General features: G+C 44.9%; 15 protein-coding genes, 1 tRNA gene and 1 riboswitch. Of the genes, 2 read left to right on the top strand and 14 right to left on the bottom strand.

The annotated features are described in order from the left end of the window. Positions 1-154: 154 nt before the first annotated feature. Entirely contained in the window at positions 155-1,885 is a 1,731-nt protein-coding gene (argS, locus tag ACFO4O_RS06670) for an arginine--tRNA ligase (protein WP_382406729.1), read from the bottom strand. Between the two features lie 21 nt (positions 1,886-1,906). Beyond that, a complete protein-coding gene (prfC, locus tag ACFO4O_RS06675) occupies positions 1,907-3,493 on the bottom strand; it encodes a peptide chain release factor 3 (RefSeq protein WP_382406731.1) in 1,587 nt (528 codons plus the stop codon). A gap of 309 nt (positions 3,494-3,802) precedes the next feature. Here prfC and ACFO4O_RS06680 point away from each other — a divergent pair, with 309 nt between their 5' ends. Beyond that, positions 3,803-4,756: a DMT family transporter gene (locus tag ACFO4O_RS06680; RefSeq protein WP_382406733.1), complete on the top strand. Its 954-nt coding sequence runs from the start codon at positions 3,803-3,805 to the stop codon at positions 4,754-4,756. 35 nt (positions 4,757-4,791) lie between these two features. Here ACFO4O_RS06680 and rimI read toward each other — a convergent pair whose 3' ends face one another. The 8 genes from rimI to ACFO4O_RS06720 all read right to left on the bottom strand — a co-directional run bounded on the left by rimI (position 4,792) and on the right by ACFO4O_RS06720 (position 10,271). Next, positions 4,792-5,286 (bottom strand): ribosomal protein S18-alanine N-acetyltransferase, encoded by a 495-nt coding sequence (rimI, locus tag ACFO4O_RS06685; protein WP_382406735.1) that lies wholly within the window; start codon positions 5,284-5,286, stop codon positions 4,792-4,794. Further along, positions 5,253-5,540 carry a hypothetical protein gene (locus ACFO4O_RS06690; protein WP_382406737.1) on the bottom strand — a complete coding sequence of 96 codons (288 nt, stop codon included), beginning with the start codon at positions 5,538-5,540 and terminating at the stop codon, positions 5,253-5,255. Before ACFO4O_RS06690 ends, rimI begins: the two co-directional genes overlap by 34 nt. 29 nt (positions 5,541-5,569) lie before the next feature. After that, positions 5,570-5,646 (bottom strand) — tRNA-Trp (locus ACFO4O_RS06695). Between the two features lie 45 nt (positions 5,647-5,691). Then, positions 5,692-6,534 (bottom strand): phosphotransferase, encoded by an 843-nt coding sequence (locus ACFO4O_RS06700; RefSeq protein ID WP_382406739.1) that lies wholly within the window; start codon positions 6,532-6,534, stop codon positions 5,692-5,694. A gap of 9 nt (positions 6,535-6,543) precedes the next feature. Beyond that, positions 6,544-7,179: a nicotinamide riboside transporter PnuC gene (gene pnuC / locus ACFO4O_RS06705; protein WP_382406741.1), complete on the bottom strand. Its 636-nt coding sequence runs from the start codon at positions 7,177-7,179 to the stop codon at positions 6,544-6,546. Then, the gene (locus ACFO4O_RS06710) at positions 7,179-7,433 is read right to left on the bottom strand and encodes a hypothetical protein (protein WP_382406743.1); all 255 of its coding nucleotides are present in this window, start codon (positions 7,431-7,433) and stop codon (positions 7,179-7,181) included. Before ACFO4O_RS06710 ends, pnuC begins: the two co-directional genes overlap by 1 nt. Positions 7,434-7,442: 9 nt before the next feature. Further along, positions 7,443-9,596 carry a TonB-dependent receptor gene (locus ACFO4O_RS06715; RefSeq protein WP_382406745.1) on the bottom strand — a complete coding sequence of 718 codons (2,154 nt, stop codon included), beginning with the start codon at positions 9,594-9,596 and terminating at the stop codon, positions 7,443-7,445. Between the two features lie 48 nt (positions 9,597-9,644). Further along, positions 9,645-9,750: riboswitch (TPP riboswitch) on the bottom strand. 110 nt (positions 9,751-9,860) lie between these two features. Next, a complete protein-coding gene (locus ACFO4O_RS06720; RefSeq protein WP_382406747.1) occupies positions 9,861-10,271 on the bottom strand; it encodes an acyl-CoA thioesterase in 411 nt (136 codons plus the stop codon). A gap of 63 nt (positions 10,272-10,334) precedes the next feature. Here ACFO4O_RS06720 and ACFO4O_RS06725 point away from each other — a divergent pair, with 63 nt between their 5' ends. After that, a complete protein-coding gene (locus tag ACFO4O_RS06725; protein WP_382406749.1) occupies positions 10,335-12,896 on the top strand; it encodes a tRNA(Met) cytidine acetyltransferase TmcA domain-containing protein in 2,562 nt (853 codons plus the stop codon). 148 nt (positions 12,897-13,044) lie between these two features. Here the strand turns inward: ACFO4O_RS06725 and ACFO4O_RS06730 are convergent, their stop codons facing one another. From ACFO4O_RS06730 to ACFO4O_RS06745, 4 genes are read right to left on the bottom strand one after another with little or no spacing between them, the layout of a single operon-like run. Continuing rightward, positions 13,045-14,319, bottom strand: a complete 1,275-nt coding sequence (locus tag ACFO4O_RS06730; protein ID WP_382406751.1) for a tetratricopeptide repeat protein — start codon at positions 14,317-14,319, stop codon at positions 13,045-13,047. Between the two features lie 2 nt (positions 14,320-14,321). Further along, the gene (locus ACFO4O_RS06735; protein ID WP_382406753.1) at positions 14,322-14,936 is read right to left on the bottom strand and encodes an energy transducer TonB; all 615 of its coding nucleotides are present in this window, start codon (positions 14,934-14,936) and stop codon (positions 14,322-14,324) included. 1 nt (position 14,937) lies between these two features. Next, entirely contained in the window at positions 14,938-15,339 is a 402-nt protein-coding gene (locus tag ACFO4O_RS06740) for an ExbD/TolR family protein (protein ID WP_382406755.1), read from the bottom strand. Positions 15,340-15,350: 11 nt separating this feature from the next. Continuing rightward, positions 15,351-15,875, bottom strand: a complete 525-nt coding sequence (locus ACFO4O_RS06745) for a MotA/TolQ/ExbB proton channel family protein (RefSeq protein WP_382406757.1) — start codon at positions 15,873-15,875, stop codon at positions 15,351-15,353. Position 15,876 lies beyond the last annotated feature (1 nt).

A 15,876-nucleotide genomic window follows, 5' to 3' on the forward strand; every position in this document is an offset into this window, starting at 1 on the left:
ATATTCCTTATTGTATGCGATGTGATTATATGGTCGTTACTTCTTACGCATGCAAACAAAAGACGTTCATTTTTTAACAATCAGTGCGTGCAAGCTTTAAGGCCTGCACTTGATTGATGGGGTGCTTTTTATATCTTCTCCTACAAATGCTTGCTTACATATGCTCAAGAGTATCGATACCCAGCATATCGAGGCTTTGTTTTATAGTGCGGGCGCTAAGAGCCGCAAGGCTTAGGCGACTTCCTTTGGTGTCTTTGTTTATGCCGTCTTTTAATATTGGGCTTGCCTCATAAAATGTCATAAATAAGCTAGCCAACTCGTATAAATACGTGCACAACAGATGAGGCGCCGCTTCATTAGCTGCGCTGTGCAGCGTGTCTTCAAACTGCAAGAGCTTCACAGCAAGGGCTTTTTCAGACGCGTTTGTCAGCACTACAGGGGCATTTTGAGCGAGCATGTCAATATCGGCCTTACGAAAGATACTGCGGATGCGGGTATATGCATATTGCAAGTATGGCGCGGTATTGCCTTCAAAACTAAGCATCGTATCCCAATCAAAAATGTAGTCGGTTGTACGATTTTTACTCAGATCTGCGTATTTAACTGCACCAATGCCAACTGTTTGAGCAATGTGCGTATTATCGTTTTCTAGGTCTTTTACATCACGTTTACTGAGTAAATCAGCCGCGCGCTGAACCGCCTCGTCAAGCAGGTCAGCTAACTTGATTGTACCGCCGGTGCGGGTTTTAAAGGGCTTTGAGTCCTTACCCAACATCATGCCAAACGGACAGTGCTGATAATGATGACCTTGCTCCATATAGTTAGCTTTGCGCGCTACCAATTCGGTTTGCTTAAAATGCAGCGCCTGACGCGCATCTGTGAATATTAAGGTGCGCTGAGCTTTGAGCTTTTGACAGCGATAACGTATAGCCGCTAGGTCGGTGGTTGCATATAAAAATCCACCGCCCGACTTTTGAATAATATATACCGCAGGCTTTCCTTCTTTATCAGCCATTTCGGGTAAAAAGACCAGGGTCGCGCCTTGATCCACAACCGCAATTTCACGGTCGAGCAAATCCTTAACCAGTACAGGTAAGTCTGGATTATATGCGCTCTCGCCCATTACATCTTTACGCGTCAGCGATACGTTAAGCTTCTGGTAAACCTCTTCACTATGCGAAATAGACACATCAATAAACTCTTCCCACAAAGCTAAACACTGTGGGTCGCCGCTCTGTAGTTTTACCACGTACTCTCGCGCTCTGTCGGCAAATCCGTCTTCGGTGTCAAAGCGTACCTTTGCCTCACGGTAAAAATCTTCTAAATCTGATAGTGCAGTGCTTGCTTGGCTTTCGCCGAGTTTGTCAGACAAATGTGCCAGCAGCATACCAAACTGCGTGCCCCAATCGCCCATATGGTTTTGGCGAATAACATCATGTCCTAAAAACTCAAGCACTTTTACCACAGCGTCGCCGATAATGGTGCTGCGTAGGTGCCCCACATGCATCTCTTTAGCCAAGTTCGGAGACGAATAATCCACCACTATTTTTTGCGCTTGCAGTTGAGCCACGCCCAAGCGGGCGTCTTTTTGTGTGGCGTCTATATGCTCGGCAAGCCAAACATCAGACAAATGAACATTGATAAAGCCAGGGCCAGCTATCTCTAGTTTGCTGGCAATGTCACTTACATCTACCGCCTCTACAATGTCTTGTGCAATATCTCTGGGCTTTTTCTTTAAGGCCTTTGCTAGCGCCATTGCGCCATTAAACTGATACTCTCCAAATTCAGGGCGCGTACTTTTACTGATAGGAATAGGGGCATCAACCACACCTAAAGACGCTACGGCTTGCTTAAATCGTTCGGCTAAAATCGCTTGTATTAACATGAAAACTCTCTTTTGTAGCGGCTATTGCTCGCGTGTGGCGGCAAAAGTAATGTCTGGATATCGCTCTTGAGACAGCGATAGATTAACCATGGTCGGTGCGATATAGGTCAGATTGTCGGCACCGTCATAAGCAAGGTTTTGCTCTGCTTTACGCGTGAACTCGTCGACCTTTCGGGGATCGCCATATACCCAGCGCGCGGTAGCCACATTGATGTGCTCATACATGGCGTCTACGTTGTACTCCGCTTTTAAACGCGCAACCACCACGTCAAACTGCAGCACGCCCACAGCGCCCACAATTAAGTCATTGTTGATTAAGGGTCGAAACACCTGCACCGCGCCCTCTTCAGACAGCTGTATTAAGCCTTTTAAAAGCTGCTTTTGTTTGAGTGGGTCGCGCAGGCGAATACGCTTAAACAGCTCTGGTGCAAAGTTAGGTATACCGGTAAAACGATAATCGCCGCCTTGCGTAAAGGTATCGCCGATGCGCATAGAGCCGTGATTGTGCAAGCCAATAATGTCTCCTGCGTAGGCCTCCTCTAGCAGTGCCCTGTCGCCGGCTAAAAAGGTAAGCGCATCAGATATTCTTACATCTTTGCCAATGCGGGTATGGCGCATTTTCATGCCCTTTTCATATTTACCCGACACAATGCGGCAAAACGCGATGCGGTCACGATGTTTTGGGTCCATATTCGCCTGAATTTTAAATACGAAGCCAGAAAAACCTTTCGACTCTGCCGGCACAAAATCCTCAGTGTCGGTCGCACGACCCTGCGGTTTAGGAGCCCACTGAACCAAACCATCTAGCATATGGTCTACGCCAAAATTACCCAGTGCCGTACCAAAAAATACAGGCGTAAGCTCACCTTTTAAAAAGGCCTCAAGATCAAATTCGTGCGAAGCACCGCGTACTAGTTCGAGCATCTCTCTGAGTTCGTCAGCATAATTGCCAATCGCTGCATCTAGCTCTGGATTATCAATGCCCTTAATCACGCGTTTTTGCTGAATTGTGTGTCCTTGACCACTCTTGTAGAGCGTAGTTTCGTCACGCAGAATATGATAAACACCCTTGAATTCTTTACCCATACCGATGGGCCAAGTAATAGGCGCACATTTAATTTTAAGAACATCTTCAACTTCATCGAGTAGGTCAATTGGGTCTCTGGTGTCACGGTCAAGCTTGTTCATAAACGTGATAATAGGCGTATCGCGCAAACGCGTGACTTCCATTAGTTTAATGGTTCTATCCTCAACACCCTTCGCAGCATCAATAACCATTAAACAAGAATCCACCGCAGTAAGCGTCCGATAAGTATCTTCCGAGAAATCCTCGTGTCCTGGGGTGTCTAACAAGTTAACAAGATGATCGGCGTAGGGAAATTGCATTACAGAGGTGGTTACTGAAATACCGCGCTCTTTTTCCATTTCCATCCAGTCTGACTTTGCGTGCTGTCCCGATTTTTTTCCTTTCACGGTACCGGCTACTTGCAAGGCGTTTCCGAATAGGAGTACCTTTTCAGTGATGGTTGTTTTACCCGCATCGGGGTGAGAGATGATAGCGAAAGTTCTTCGCTTATTGATTTCATTAAGAAGATCGGCGTTTGCCATGTATCTAAATTCCCGTTTTGCACAACAATGTGTACAAAAACATAAAGTTAACGCTAAGCCTCGACGTTCAAGCAGACTGCAACGGCCTATCGCCGGCAAAGCCTCATATCAAAGCATTGAAAATTTGTGCAGTATTCTAGCAAAATAACGAAGCACTATAAATCAAACACTCAGCACTTCTTTCAGTCTTTCTAACACCGGCAAACACAAAATACTCTATGGTGCAGTGTACAAATTTGCGCAACGCGCTATCCTTGCCTGCAATAAGCTAACGTAAAATCCAAGACTGGGCACCAACATTCATAAAATATGAAGCCACCCTTAGCACATGAATCATTAGTACCCGGTATTTTACTGGCCCTTGCGGGCACGTTTATGTTCTCGCTCAAGCCAATTTTAATAAAGCATGCGTATGCAATGGGCGTATCAAGTGAGCAGCTCATCACCTTACGTATGTTGTTTGCCATCCCTTTTTACATCGGCGTAATTCTTTATTACAGCTTTCGTAATGCACATATTCGGCATCTATATGTTCAATATATGTTGCCAGTGGCGGCACTGGGCGTGCTTGGCTACTTTGTTGCCAGTTATCTCGATTTATTGGGCTTACAGTATATCAGCGCCCAGCTAGAGCGAGTCGTGCTGTTTTGCTTCCCCACTATCGTCGTACTAATGTCATATTTCTTTTTTAAAACTCGTTTACCTAAAAACATATGGCTCTTACTGGGCATGTCCTACGCCGGCATTCTCCTCATATTTGGTCATGACTTAAGCGTACTCGGCACAGAGGTAGCTAAGGGCACCGCATTGGTATTTTTAAGCGCCATTGCTTTTGCCATTTACGTGCTGTGGAGCAAACCCATTATGAGTAAAATTGGCAGTCAGGTCTTTACTAGCATGGCAATGGTTGCCGCAAGCATCGTTATACTTGTTTTCTTTTTTGTTAGTCAAAGCACTAACATTGGCAGCATCAAAGGCTCTGGATTGCTTGTGAGTAAAGAGGCTTACTTGGTCTGCGCTGCCATCGCGTTTTTCTGTACGGTCATCCCCTCACTTTTAGTTGCTGAAGCAATTCATAAAATCGGCCCAGAGCGCACCAGCATTGTGGGTACAAGCGGTCCTGCGATCACCTCAGTTTTTGCTGTTACGTGGTTGGGCGAACCATTTACGGTATACCATGGTGCTGGTTTAGGCTTAATTATGTTAGCGGTAGGGTTAATGATGAGGCCTGCATCATCTGCATCATCTGCATCATCTACATAATGAGCGTCAAATCACACAACATACATGTGGCGCACTTATGTGTGGGCCATGCGTATATCCAAACGATAAAGCAAGGCCGACTCCTTTTGCCCATCGTCAGTATCGTAATAATGCTTGCGCGTTCCTTGTAAAGCAAAGCCCATGCTTTCATACAGTCTTATCGCAGCAACATTACTTTGCCTCACCTCAAGGTGTATTTTTTTATAGCCCTTGGTTCGCAAAATAGTAAGGCACTCACTCAGCAGATAACGCGCTAAGCCTTGACGCTGATGCTTTGGGTTCACACAAATATCCTCTATTTCAGCTTCATCAAGCACATTCGATACTAGCAGCACCGCTGAGACCTCACCTTCGCTTACCTGAAGCATTGAAAACGGCTGCTGTAGAGCTTGTTGAAACAATTCGAGTGACCATGGCTTGCTGCGAAACTGAGAAAACAGCTGATAGGCTTGTTCAATATGCACATCATTATTAACAAACATCGTTAAATAATGGCTTATTGAGGTACGTCGGCTTGTATGTGTTGCCATATCTCGCGTTTGAGTACCGCGTCTTCATTTTCGATAGTAAAGGGCAATACAAGTTTCTTGTTGATGGGGTCGAAAGATATTGGCAGAGAGTCGCTAAACTGACAATCGTGCTCGGTGATACCTAACAGTTCAATTAAACTCTCAAACCAAGGTTTTTGGGCCAGCGCAGGGCGCTCACTTTCCTCTTGATAGGCATAGTAAATATCAATTCCCATTGCCTGTAGTGCTGCAGCTTGCGCTCTTGCAATCGCCATCTAGTTGCCTTTGAAACGCTTGAAGAAAGTGGCAGGGGTGGAGGGACTCGAACCCCCAACCATCGGTTTTGGAGACCGCTGTTCTACCAATTCGAACTACACCCCTAGAAATCTCGTGCATTATAGCGAGCAGGCTAAATAAATAAAGTCTTTATTTTGTCACTTTGTTGCGCTTTTGCGTTTGATATTCGTTTGCTTGCCACCAAAGCTGATAGGTAAATATCACCATGGGCTGTAAATAACGTACACGCTGTAAGACCTCTTCTCTATGATAATCCGACAGCTCAATATATCGGCGAATGAGATTATTCGCATTTTCAGGCTCAAACTGATTGGCTAAGATACAGGCTATAAGGTCAAAAAACCGACAGCCGAATGCGCCATACTCCCAATCAAAAATAATATGTTTACCCGAATTGAGAAAGCCAACATGACTAATATGCAAGTCGTTATGACATAAAGTGAAGTCGTTTTGATAGCGTTGCTCGTAGTCGTGCCATAGCTTTGCATATTCTCGCGATTTATTTCGCCATTTACGCTCGGGGTCGTGCATGTATTTTAAGTAATGCTTCCACTGCATCGGCAAAGACAATGTCTCAGCGCTTATGGTACATGCATGCACGTCAATCAATGTGCTTGCGAGCAAATCAATTTCGGCATGTCTGGTCAAGGGCTCAGACCCATCATCTGCATGCTCAGCACTCAAAGTGCTGTGCTCAATCCATTGCTCGATATAAACATCTTGTTTGCTCGATAGATGCAAAGGACGAACTGCCATACCAACGTTTGCTAACCTAGTCTGCAAGTCATATTGGATTTCGCGCTTTATCGGTAGCCACTTATTACCCACAAAGTGCTTCACTAAATATTTGCGGTCGTCTATTACCAGACAATAATTCTGATTGATAGCGCCCATGTTTATTTTTTCGAGCTTGACCTGAGAGCCGCTACCAACCTGCCCAACACAATACTGCAATAAATGATAAAACTGCATGAAGTTATGCTATTTGCTATTGAGTGGATAAGGAGTATCGTCGGGAGCGATGTCTTGAGACCAATTTATATACCCTCGCATTGCAATGGCAATATAAATCAGCATGAGTATTACCGTTAGGTAGAGCCCATTTGCAACGAATAGATAAATACTCAAGAAATTAATAATGCTCCAATACATCCACGACTGTAGATACTTTTTCACGGTGAGGTAGGTCGCTAGCAGTGAGAACATAGTAATACCCGCATCTAGATACAGGTACTCATATCCAAACCACTGGCCGGCTAATTTTTTAGTAAGGAAAGTAACCGCAAAGGTTAACAATAACCCAGCACCCAAAATAGTGGCATGCAATTTAAAGGGCATTGTCAGCGCGACAAAACCCTCGTCATTGGAACGCCGCCAGTGCATAAAGCCTACGACGGCCATGACTAAGTAATAAAGATTAAGCATGAGCTGGAAAAGCAGTGAAACATCCCAAAACACAAAAACAAACAAGCTTGTGGAGATAAAAGCGGCTGGCCAGCACCAGATAGACTCTTCAGCGGCCAGCCATACATAGGCAATCGATAAAATAACCGCAAAAATCTCAAACACACTTTGCTGTTGCCATTGCTCGGTCACAATTGCCTGTATTGTTTCCATTAATCGAGTTCCATATTTGTACCATTTAAAAACTTACATACAAAAATCGCCTGCCCTACCTCTTCATGCGTAACTTGCATTTCTTCTTGCAGGATTTGCATCAAACGCACATTGTCGCCGGCGACGACAGTGCTGGTTGCCGACGTTTTCACATATAAGTCTTCATACCCGTTTAAACGCTCTATGAAACTCTGAATAGGCTTTAAATAGGCCTGATTAAGCGGGTATAACGAAATTTCTACTACTAAACGCATGCTGTCTCCCTAAAATTGATATTCGTATGATACGCCCACCTGACGCGGCTGACCAAACTGAAAATAGGGCTCAACAAACGCATATTCATCACGCGGGTCATTGCTAAACCCGCCAAAGCCTCGGGTATAAATTAGCTCATCGCTTAGGTTTTTAACCCAAAGACGTACTTCATGGTGCTCATGTTGCCACGAAAGATGAGTGTTTATTACCACCGTTGAGGGTGAGCGTTCATCATGGCCATCTGAAAATCTAAACTCGTCTTTTGCATCCACATCCACAAAATAACGCCAGCTATCAGACAATACCCATTCTGACGACAAATAGAAAGTGTAGCTCGGAGCTTGTGCCTGATCTTGTTTTGGCACAAAACTGCCATCTATGCGCGTGTAGTCACCGAACGTCGCATCTAAATACCCAACATTTGCGTTTATTTGCCAGTTGTCGCTAAGCTGCCATGCGCTCGTGAGCTCTATACCTTTATTTACACCCGTGTCGGTATTGCGGATAGCATCGGCAAATGCAGTCACCACCGACCCATCCTCTAAAACATTCTCAAAGGTGGCAAAGTCACTCACCTGCGCATCTTGTCGTCGCATATAGAACGCACTTAGCTGATAATTAGCCAGCCCCTCTACTAAGGTGCCTTTTATGCCCGTTTCAATATTCCAATTATATTCAGGCGCAAAGGTACGGTTGTTAGCGCTTAGACGCTGGTCAAAGTTAAACCCACCGGCCTTATAGCCGCGAGACAAGCTAGCATAAACAATACTCCCCCTTGACAAGCCTGAGTCTGGGCTGTCATCTAAGCGATAGTCTAGAGATATCGACCCCGCTACAAGGGTATCGTCAAGCGATTCATCAAAACCGTCAGAATCGTCGTAATCTGCTCTAAAGCGCTCCAATCTAGATGCAAGTGTGAGCTGTAGCTTTTGTGAGAGCGCGAAGCTATATTGACCAAATGCTGATGCAGATTGAGGCTTATATTGGCTGACAAAGTCACCGCTATTAAAGGTGTATTCACGCAATAAATCTTCCGTCGCATCACGCCAATTTAAGCCAAAGACCCAAGAAGCGTCGTTGAGTAAGCCGGTATCGCGGCTTGAGAGTGTAAACTCAATGCTGCTGCGCTTTACATCACGAAGATAGCGGTCAAATGAGCTGTAGGTAAATGGGTGAAACGCCGGATAAGTCCAGTCTTCATCGTAGCCATAGTCAAACTCACCATCTAAGTAGGTCAACACCACTTTTGCCAAGCTATTGTCAAAGCCGTGTTGATATTTAATACTGCCGGCAACGGCATCTGAGCGGTCAAAACCGGGCTCATCTGATTGCGTGACTTGATCGTTATCTAACGAGAACGCATCGTAACCATTGTCGATATTAAAATAATAGAGGTTTAATCCTAACTGCTGACTATCTTTGAATGTTTTGTTGATAAAAAACGTTGCAGTGGTTTCATCAATGTTATTTGTATCGTCTCTGTCTAAAAACGCGTTGTACACATCCCCATCATCTTTATTTAGCTGCGCGCTTGCTCTAATAGACAACCCATCACTCAAGCTTGCGCCATAGGCACCACCTAACTGATAAGCGTTATTTTGAGCGATGCTGGCAGAAAATCGACCGCTGTTTTGTTCTTCAGCGGGCGTGCTTAATAGCTTAACGACGCCACCTAGGCTGTTTACTCCTACCGCAACTGATTGCGGCCCAGATAAGACCTCAAGCTGACGTAAGTCATAGAGCGTTGCCAGGCTTCCAAGGCCAGAAATATCTATGTCGTCTAGCAATAAACCAATTGAAGGGTTAACTGGCTCCGAAAACTGGCTTCGCTCCCCGATGCCACGAATCTGTATGAATTTACCGCGACTGGAGCCAGCGGTGAAATTAACATTGGGCACGACGGCAAGAACATCTTGAACATGGCGCGCTTGGCGGTCGAGCAATACAGCATCGCTGAGCACGATATTGCTACCGGACAGCGAGTATAAATCGCGGTTGGATAAACTCGCGCTAACTTCTATACGCTCCACTTCTTCGATTTGCTCCGGCGAGGATTGCGCCAATGCAGGGTAAGTACTTGAAATAGCGAGTGCACAAAAAAGTGGATCGAGGGCAAAGTGCCTCGTTTTTGCTGAAGGTCGTAAATTGCGTTTAATTGTCATATTGGATCTCTTCTGGTTGAAAAGATCCGGTATTGCGGCAGGTTTTAGGTGAAGTATGTCAACCATTCCTACGCCGGTACTAACCGGATCAGGTAAATAAGGGTTTTCGTAAGAATCTCAGCTGCCATCAAGTGCAGCACCCCTTGGTTACTTTGTAAATTACGCCTATAAATATTTAGGCGGTAATTTCAAGCGTGGTAATACTAACAGGCGTTTGTGGCTTGTCAATTGTTAGCCAGACAAAACATGCCTATGCTACAACTGTTACAAATTAAGCTTGGTAATTTCAGCCTTCGTTTGCTTCTCAAGTTCGTCGGCCGTTTTACCGTGGGCTCTTGGTAATCGAGTGTTAGGGTCAACAGACACAAACACTATGTCATCTGCCAAGCAGATTGTTTTTTTGGTCGCTTTGTTGCGCACTAAACAACTGACCGTGATAGAAGTACGACCGACGGCTTTTGTTTCTAAGCCAAACTCCACGATATCGCCTTTCGCTGCTGGCGATTCGAAGCTTATTTCACCAATATGTTTGGTCACTAAACAGTTTGTCTCGAGTTGGCATATTGCATAAATTGCAGCCTCTTCGTCAATCCACTCTAAGGCTCTACCGCCAAATAAGGAATTGGCGTAATTTAAGTCTTGAGGCATTACTAAACGTCGCGATAAAAACCGCATATTTACTCTCCTAACATAGTAAGATAATACTTAGATTAATTCAGATCATACCCCATTTATTTGATGAGTGACGACTTTATGCCTTGCGGAGAGTTTGAAGAACTTCGCCGATGGCTGCACAACAGAGCAGTATCACCCAGTCGTTCTGATGAGATTACGACAGAACATTCACGCCCTGCAACGAGCAATCCAGACTTAAGACTAACAAACGCCGCTCGGCAACTTCTTATTTTAGAGGTGGATGATACAAGAACAAATCACACAACAAATAACCTAACCAATACCATAAGGAATCATCTAACTGAAATTGAGGCAGCCCTTGCCAAAACATTTGTGCATATTTTATGGATACACAATGATGAAAAGTCAGCCGTGCGCACAAACGCCATCACAAATAAGCAATCAAACAATGAGGTAGTGCACATTCAAGCAGACGGCCTGCGTAAACATTTGGGCTTTCAGTATGCATCAGTCGTGCTTGACTGCAGGAAAGGCTGGCTACCGAACGATATGCTCGCCAGCGCTGGACTTGTAAAAGCAGGTGGATTGTTAGTTCTCATATGCCCTCCCCCTTCAAAATGGACGCGCTATTTTGCCGAACATACTCGCTTAAGATTTAGCTATGCCGACAGGCATCAGATTAGTCACTTCTCCGACCTTCTACTAAAGCACTTTTATAATGACCCAACGATTGCTTGGTGGACGAGCGAAAAACGAGTTTTACCGGTCGTAGACATGAACGAATATGTAAACGGTAAAAGCAAGAGTCGCACTGATGGAGACTCGAGCAATGTTTTAGGAGACATATCAAATCAGCATTCAAAAAAATCGTTAAACGAGAGCTCAGTTGGTGAGAGCTCAGTCGGCGAGAGCCTGGCTAGCGAGCTCAGCGAGGAACAGACCTCAATTTACCGTAGCGTATTTTCGCGTATTGAAGAAGCTGACAAAAGTTACCATCTCATTACAGGCGGCAGAGGCAGAGGAAAAACCACGCTGCTAGCTCACATAGGGGCGACGGCATCTTTACTGTGCAATGCCGCAAATGCGGGTGCCAGTGCCAACGCCAATGCCAAAAAGGACGCTACAGCGACTTTAACTGCCAGCACTAACAAGCACCTAGAACAAGCATATGATGAAGTGTTTGTGTGTGCGCCAACCCTCATGCAGGCTCAGCACTTAAAAAAACTAATTCAGAAACATTCTGCTAAAAACCTCACAATATCGTCGCTTGCGCCTGAACGCATAGACCTATTGAGCAACAAAGCACTTTTACTCATTGATGAGGCCGCGGCCATAGCGCCCCAGCTTCTCGATGACTTAACACAAAAAGCCGCGCACAGCGTGCTGTGCACAACTATTGAGGGCTACGAGGGCAGTGGAAAAGGCCTGTTGTATCGCTGGCTACCGCGAGCGCTTGAGCATAAGTATCAGTATACTTTACATCGAGCATTTCGCTGGCAGGACGGCGACCCCTTAGAAAAGCTCATGCAGCAAATATATCAACCGACCGTATCCGCATTCGTAAATACACAACAGAATAAATTTACACTTCAACCATTGCGTAAGTCAGATATTGCCGAGCAGTCGCATCTTTTTGAACAGTGTCATGCGCTTTTAAATAGTGCCCATTATCAAAATACACCCAACGACTTGATGCGCATTTTAGATGCCGCAGACCATATGCTATGGATATATATTAGCAACAGCGGCACAAAAAACACTGTTGTTGGTCTTATATGTGCCGTTGAGGAAGGTGGTGAGTGTTTTGAACCTGATAGTTGCATAGGTCAGGCTAAAGGTAAGGGTACAACCACGAGCATAGATACGAACGTAAGTACCAGCATGGATGGCTTTGTAGACAGTTGCGCAGATAGCAGCATTAACGATAGTGACGACGATTCGCTGCAGCATGCCATAGCGCGAGGACAGCGCAGAGTGCAAGGACACATGACCAGCCAAGCGATGGCATTACTTCTTAACGAACCGGATTATTTACGCGAGCACATAGTTCGAATTCAACGGATCGCAGTACACCCTCAGATGCAAGGTAAAGGACATGGAAGTGCCATGTTAATGCAGTTTCGTAAAATCCTTGAGGGTAACAAGTATAACAATATTGCGACAAGCTATGGCCTCACTGCATCGCTTAGCAATTTTTGGCAAAAGAATGGCTATCACTTAGTAAAAATAGGCCAGCGCATTGATACTAGCAGCGGAACTTTAAGCGGATTGCTTTTTCATACAACATCACCTGCATTCTTAGAGCATCAAACACAAGCGGCGTTCTATTTAAGCATCGACATCTATTATCTCAAAGCCTACCACCCCAGGCTGTACCGTTTGATACCGCAGACTTTGATTGCTACAACGCCAAAAGCAACAAAAGAATATTTGGAAGATGAATGGCATTTAATAAGAAAAAAATTAAGGCTTTTTGTTGACGACAAACTGGCCTTTTCGTTGGTCAGAGCGCTATTATTTACAGTAAGCGATACCTTTAAGCTTGATACCACAACAGCAATCATAAAAACGCTTCATCAAAAGCATATTCACAAAGCGCAAAAGCTTAACCTAATACAACGATTAAAAGACGAATGTGACATACTTTTGCGCACTAAGGCGTGATGACGTTTGCTTTATAATTTTGGAGCAGTTTGTGCGTTGTTTATTGTTCGTTGTACAGATAATGGGATAGTAGTTGAAGTTCAGTCATCTGCATGTAGGAAATAAAAAACCCGCAGTTCAGCGGGTTTTTTTATTAGGAATGTAAGACTTAGAGTCTTATGCCTCGGTTTTTCGCTTTTTCCTTAATGTAAGGGATCCAAGCGCTAGCGTTACGACGCATCGAAGCATCTTTTCTTGCTTCCTCAGCGTGCTCAAAGGCCTTGCGGTAATTACCCGCGTAAAAATTGGCCTCCATTAACGAAAAGTGTACCTTAGACTTGTCGTCAATGTTGCTATTAAGAGCCGAGTTTAAGGCTGTAATAGCGCCTTTATAATCTTCTGCAGTAAGAAGTAAAGCGCCTTGCTTACGATAATACTCTGGGTCCTTCGTCATTTTAGCGGCTTGCGCATAAAACTTCGCAGCTTCCTTATACTCCTTCGCTTGGTGAAGCGTATTTGCTAAGGATGCAACCGAACTACCATCGTTCTCAATCTCGCCTGCCATCATATACTTTTCGTGAAGTTCCGCTGATTTAAACGGAATGTCGTTTGAAGCATATAACTGAATTAGGGCTTTGTACTCGCTCTTCTTGCTCAAATATCCTTGCTTATACGCCAATGCGAAAGTAGCCAAGGCTTTATCGTAGTTTTCTACCAACATGTAGAAGAATCCTAGCTGAGTCCACCAGTTCTTCTCTTCAGGGAAGAGCTCAACTAGCGTTTCAACCGTTTCCACGGCAGCCGGATAATTCTTAGTTTCATGAAAGGCATTAACTTTGAGAGCATAAGGGTTTTTGTCTGGCTTATCTGCTAAGGCGATTGCCTTGTTCGCAGCTTCCACAACCTTGTCAAACTCTTTAAGCTCGGTATAACCCTTTGCAATCTTGGTGTACGTTTGAGCGTCTTCTTTGCAGGTAAACTCCATCCATTGGTTATACCATTTAACCGCATTGCCGTACTTTTCTTCTTGCAAAGAAAGGTCGCCATTGAGCTTCATCAAATCTGCTTGGTCTCGGTCGTTCAATACCTTACGTCCAGCAGCTGACTCGAGTAGCTTAAGTGCTTCAGGTGCATTATCACCGTCCATAGACACCAAAATTTGACCTAAGAAGCGCTCAACAGATGCTTTATCGAATTCTTCTTTCGGTTCAATTTCTCTCAGCAAGCTAACGGCATCGTTAAGGCGCTCTTCATTATACGCCTCGAATGCTGTTTGCAACTTTTTACCCGTGCGCTCGCCTAATAGTTGTGTTTTCGGCTGTTTGTAGCCTGGACACACTATTGCGGCTTCTTGCTGTGCCTGCACTAAAGTAGGTGCTGCACTCATTACTAGTAACGAACATAGCGCGACAGATTTATGAATATGCTTATTTAAGTTTTTCATAATTAGTTTCCTGCCAATGTAAAGTCTAGACGAACCTGTAGACCGGGCTGCTCTTGAGCAACACCATCTACAACCTTCGGACGATACTTCCACTTGCGAAGCGCTCGTTTGGCCTCACGGTCGAATACACGTTTAGGGTCAGCATCGAGTACTTCTACGTCTTTCACACCACCAAGTGTATCGATAGTGAATGACAACAGCACCCAACCTTCTTTACCATCGCGAGCAGCGTCAGGTGGATATTTAGGGTCGATACGTACGATGGGTGTTGCATCACCGTCACGCATCATGTCACCTATACCACCAATACTTACACCCACTCCACCTGTATCAACGTTTGGAATGTTGAGGCTGAATCCATCTGTATTCGCTTCCGCAGCATCAGGCTCTACCATTTCAACCTTGGGTGGTTCCTGAGGTGGCGGTGGTGGAGGTGGTGGCGTACGAACACGAGTATTCGCCTGATCGTCCGGCTCATTCATCACAATATCAATAACCGGAGGCGGTGGCGGCTTTTCGCCCGGCTCACCTGTATTTTCAACCAGCTTTGCCATTACAACGAAAAGCGCAAACGCTACTCCTGCGCCTAATAAAATAGATATTAAAAACCGTACCATATTATTCGCCTCTCACTGCAACAGCAACTCGGTCTATACCTGCCGCTTTGACTTGGTCCATAACTTCAACTACCAAGCCATGCTTAGATTTCATGTCAGCTTGAATAAAAACCACGTCAGTGGGTTGCTCAAGCAACAGCTTCTCTAAGTTAGCACGAACGGCATCGGCTGAAATCTCACGGCGGTCCATCCATACGTCACCATCTTCAGTAATTGCAATAAAGATGTTAGCGTTTTTGTACTGAATCGCAGTTTCGCCATCCGGTTTGTTAACTTCTATACCAGCTTGTTTAACAAACACGGTCGTTACGATGAAAAATATCAACATGATGAACACGATGTCTAGCATCGGCGTCATGTCAATTTGTGCATCTTCATCCGGCTCTCTTACTTTACGTCCCATAACAACCTCTTTTAATGATGCGGCAAGCTATCTATTAGCGACTCTTTCAGCATTTTTGCTTTAGCTTCAATTCGTGAACTGAAGAATAAGCCTGAAAGCGCTGCCACCATTCCCGCCATAGTGGGTATGGTTGCCATAGAGATACCTGCGGCCATCAATCTGGGGTTACCTGTACCTTGGGTAGACATCGTTTCGAATACGCCTATCATCCCGGTAACAGTACCCAATAATCCTATTAGAGGACACATTGCCACTAAAGTTCTAATAATTAACAAACGCGCTGTTAATCCATCAGAGGCTTGTGAAATCCATGCGTCACGAATTCTATGCGCATACCAAGAGGTAGTGTCTGTTCTCGCTTCCCAATCAGAAATGATTTTTTTTCTGATGCCTGGAAAAACAGACGTCAAATACCAATAACGCTCTATCATCAAAGTCCACATTAGAAAGAGCGCGCCGGCAACGAAATACAACACGTTGCCGCCGGTTGCGATAAATTCCCTGACAGATTCCCATAATCCAATCAGGTATAACATA

The sequence above is a fragment of the Glaciecola siphonariae genome, from assembly GCF_042652645.1.
Lineage (GTDB): Bacteria > Pseudomonadota > Gammaproteobacteria > Enterobacterales > Alteromonadaceae > Glaciecola > Glaciecola siphonariae.

Bases quoted from the DNA above. Each gene is read 5' to 3' on its own strand.
- ACFO4O_RS06730 (WP_382406751.1), bottom strand. From the start codon at position 14,319: ATGAAAAACTTAAATAAGCATATTCATAAATCTGTCGCGCTATGTTCG.
- ACFO4O_RS06740 (WP_382406755.1), bottom strand. From the start codon at position 15,339: ATGGGACGTAAAGTAAGAGAGCCGGATGAAGATGCACAAATTGACATG.
- ACFO4O_RS06690 (WP_382406737.1), bottom strand. From the start codon at position 5,540: ATGGCGATTGCAAGAGCGCAAGCTGCAGCACTACAGGCAATGGGAATT.
- argS (WP_382406729.1), bottom strand. From the start codon at position 1,885: ATGTTAATACAAGCGATTTTAGCCGAACGATTTAAGCAAGCCGTAGCG.
- ACFO4O_RS06735 (WP_382406753.1), bottom strand. From the start codon at position 14,936: ATGGTACGGTTTTTAATATCTATTTTATTAGGCGCAGGAGTAGCGTTT.
- pnuC (WP_382406741.1), bottom strand. From the start codon at position 7,179: ATGGAAACAATACAGGCAATTGTGACCGAGCAATGGCAACAGCAAAGT.
- ACFO4O_RS06700 (WP_382406739.1), bottom strand. From the start codon at position 6,534: ATGCAGTTTTATCATTTATTGCAGTATTGTGTTGGGCAGGTTGGTAGC.
- ACFO4O_RS06725 (WP_382406749.1), top strand. From the start codon at position 10,335: ATGAGTGACGACTTTATGCCTTGCGGAGAGTTTGAAGAACTTCGCCGA.
- ACFO4O_RS06715 (WP_382406745.1), bottom strand. From the start codon at position 9,596: ATGACAATTAAACGCAATTTACGACCTTCAGCAAAAACGAGGCACTTT.
- ACFO4O_RS06745 (WP_382406757.1), bottom strand. From the start codon at position 15,875: ATGTTATACCTGATTGGATTATGGGAATCTGTCAGGGAATTTATCGCA.
- rimI (WP_382406735.1), bottom strand. From the start codon at position 5,286: ATGGCAACACATACAAGCCGACGTACCTCAATAAGCCATTATTTAACG.
- ACFO4O_RS06710 (WP_382406743.1), bottom strand. From the start codon at position 7,433: ATGCGTTTAGTAGTAGAAATTTCGTTATACCCGCTTAATCAGGCCTAT.
- ACFO4O_RS06680 (WP_382406733.1), top strand. From the start codon at position 3,803: ATGAAGCCACCCTTAGCACATGAATCATTAGTACCCGGTATTTTACTG.
- ACFO4O_RS06720 (WP_382406747.1), bottom strand. From the start codon at position 10,271: ATGCGGTTTTTATCGCGACGTTTAGTAATGCCTCAAGACTTAAATTAC.
- prfC (WP_382406731.1), bottom strand. From the start codon at position 3,493: ATGGCAAACGCCGATCTTCTTAATGAAATCAATAAGCGAAGAACTTTC.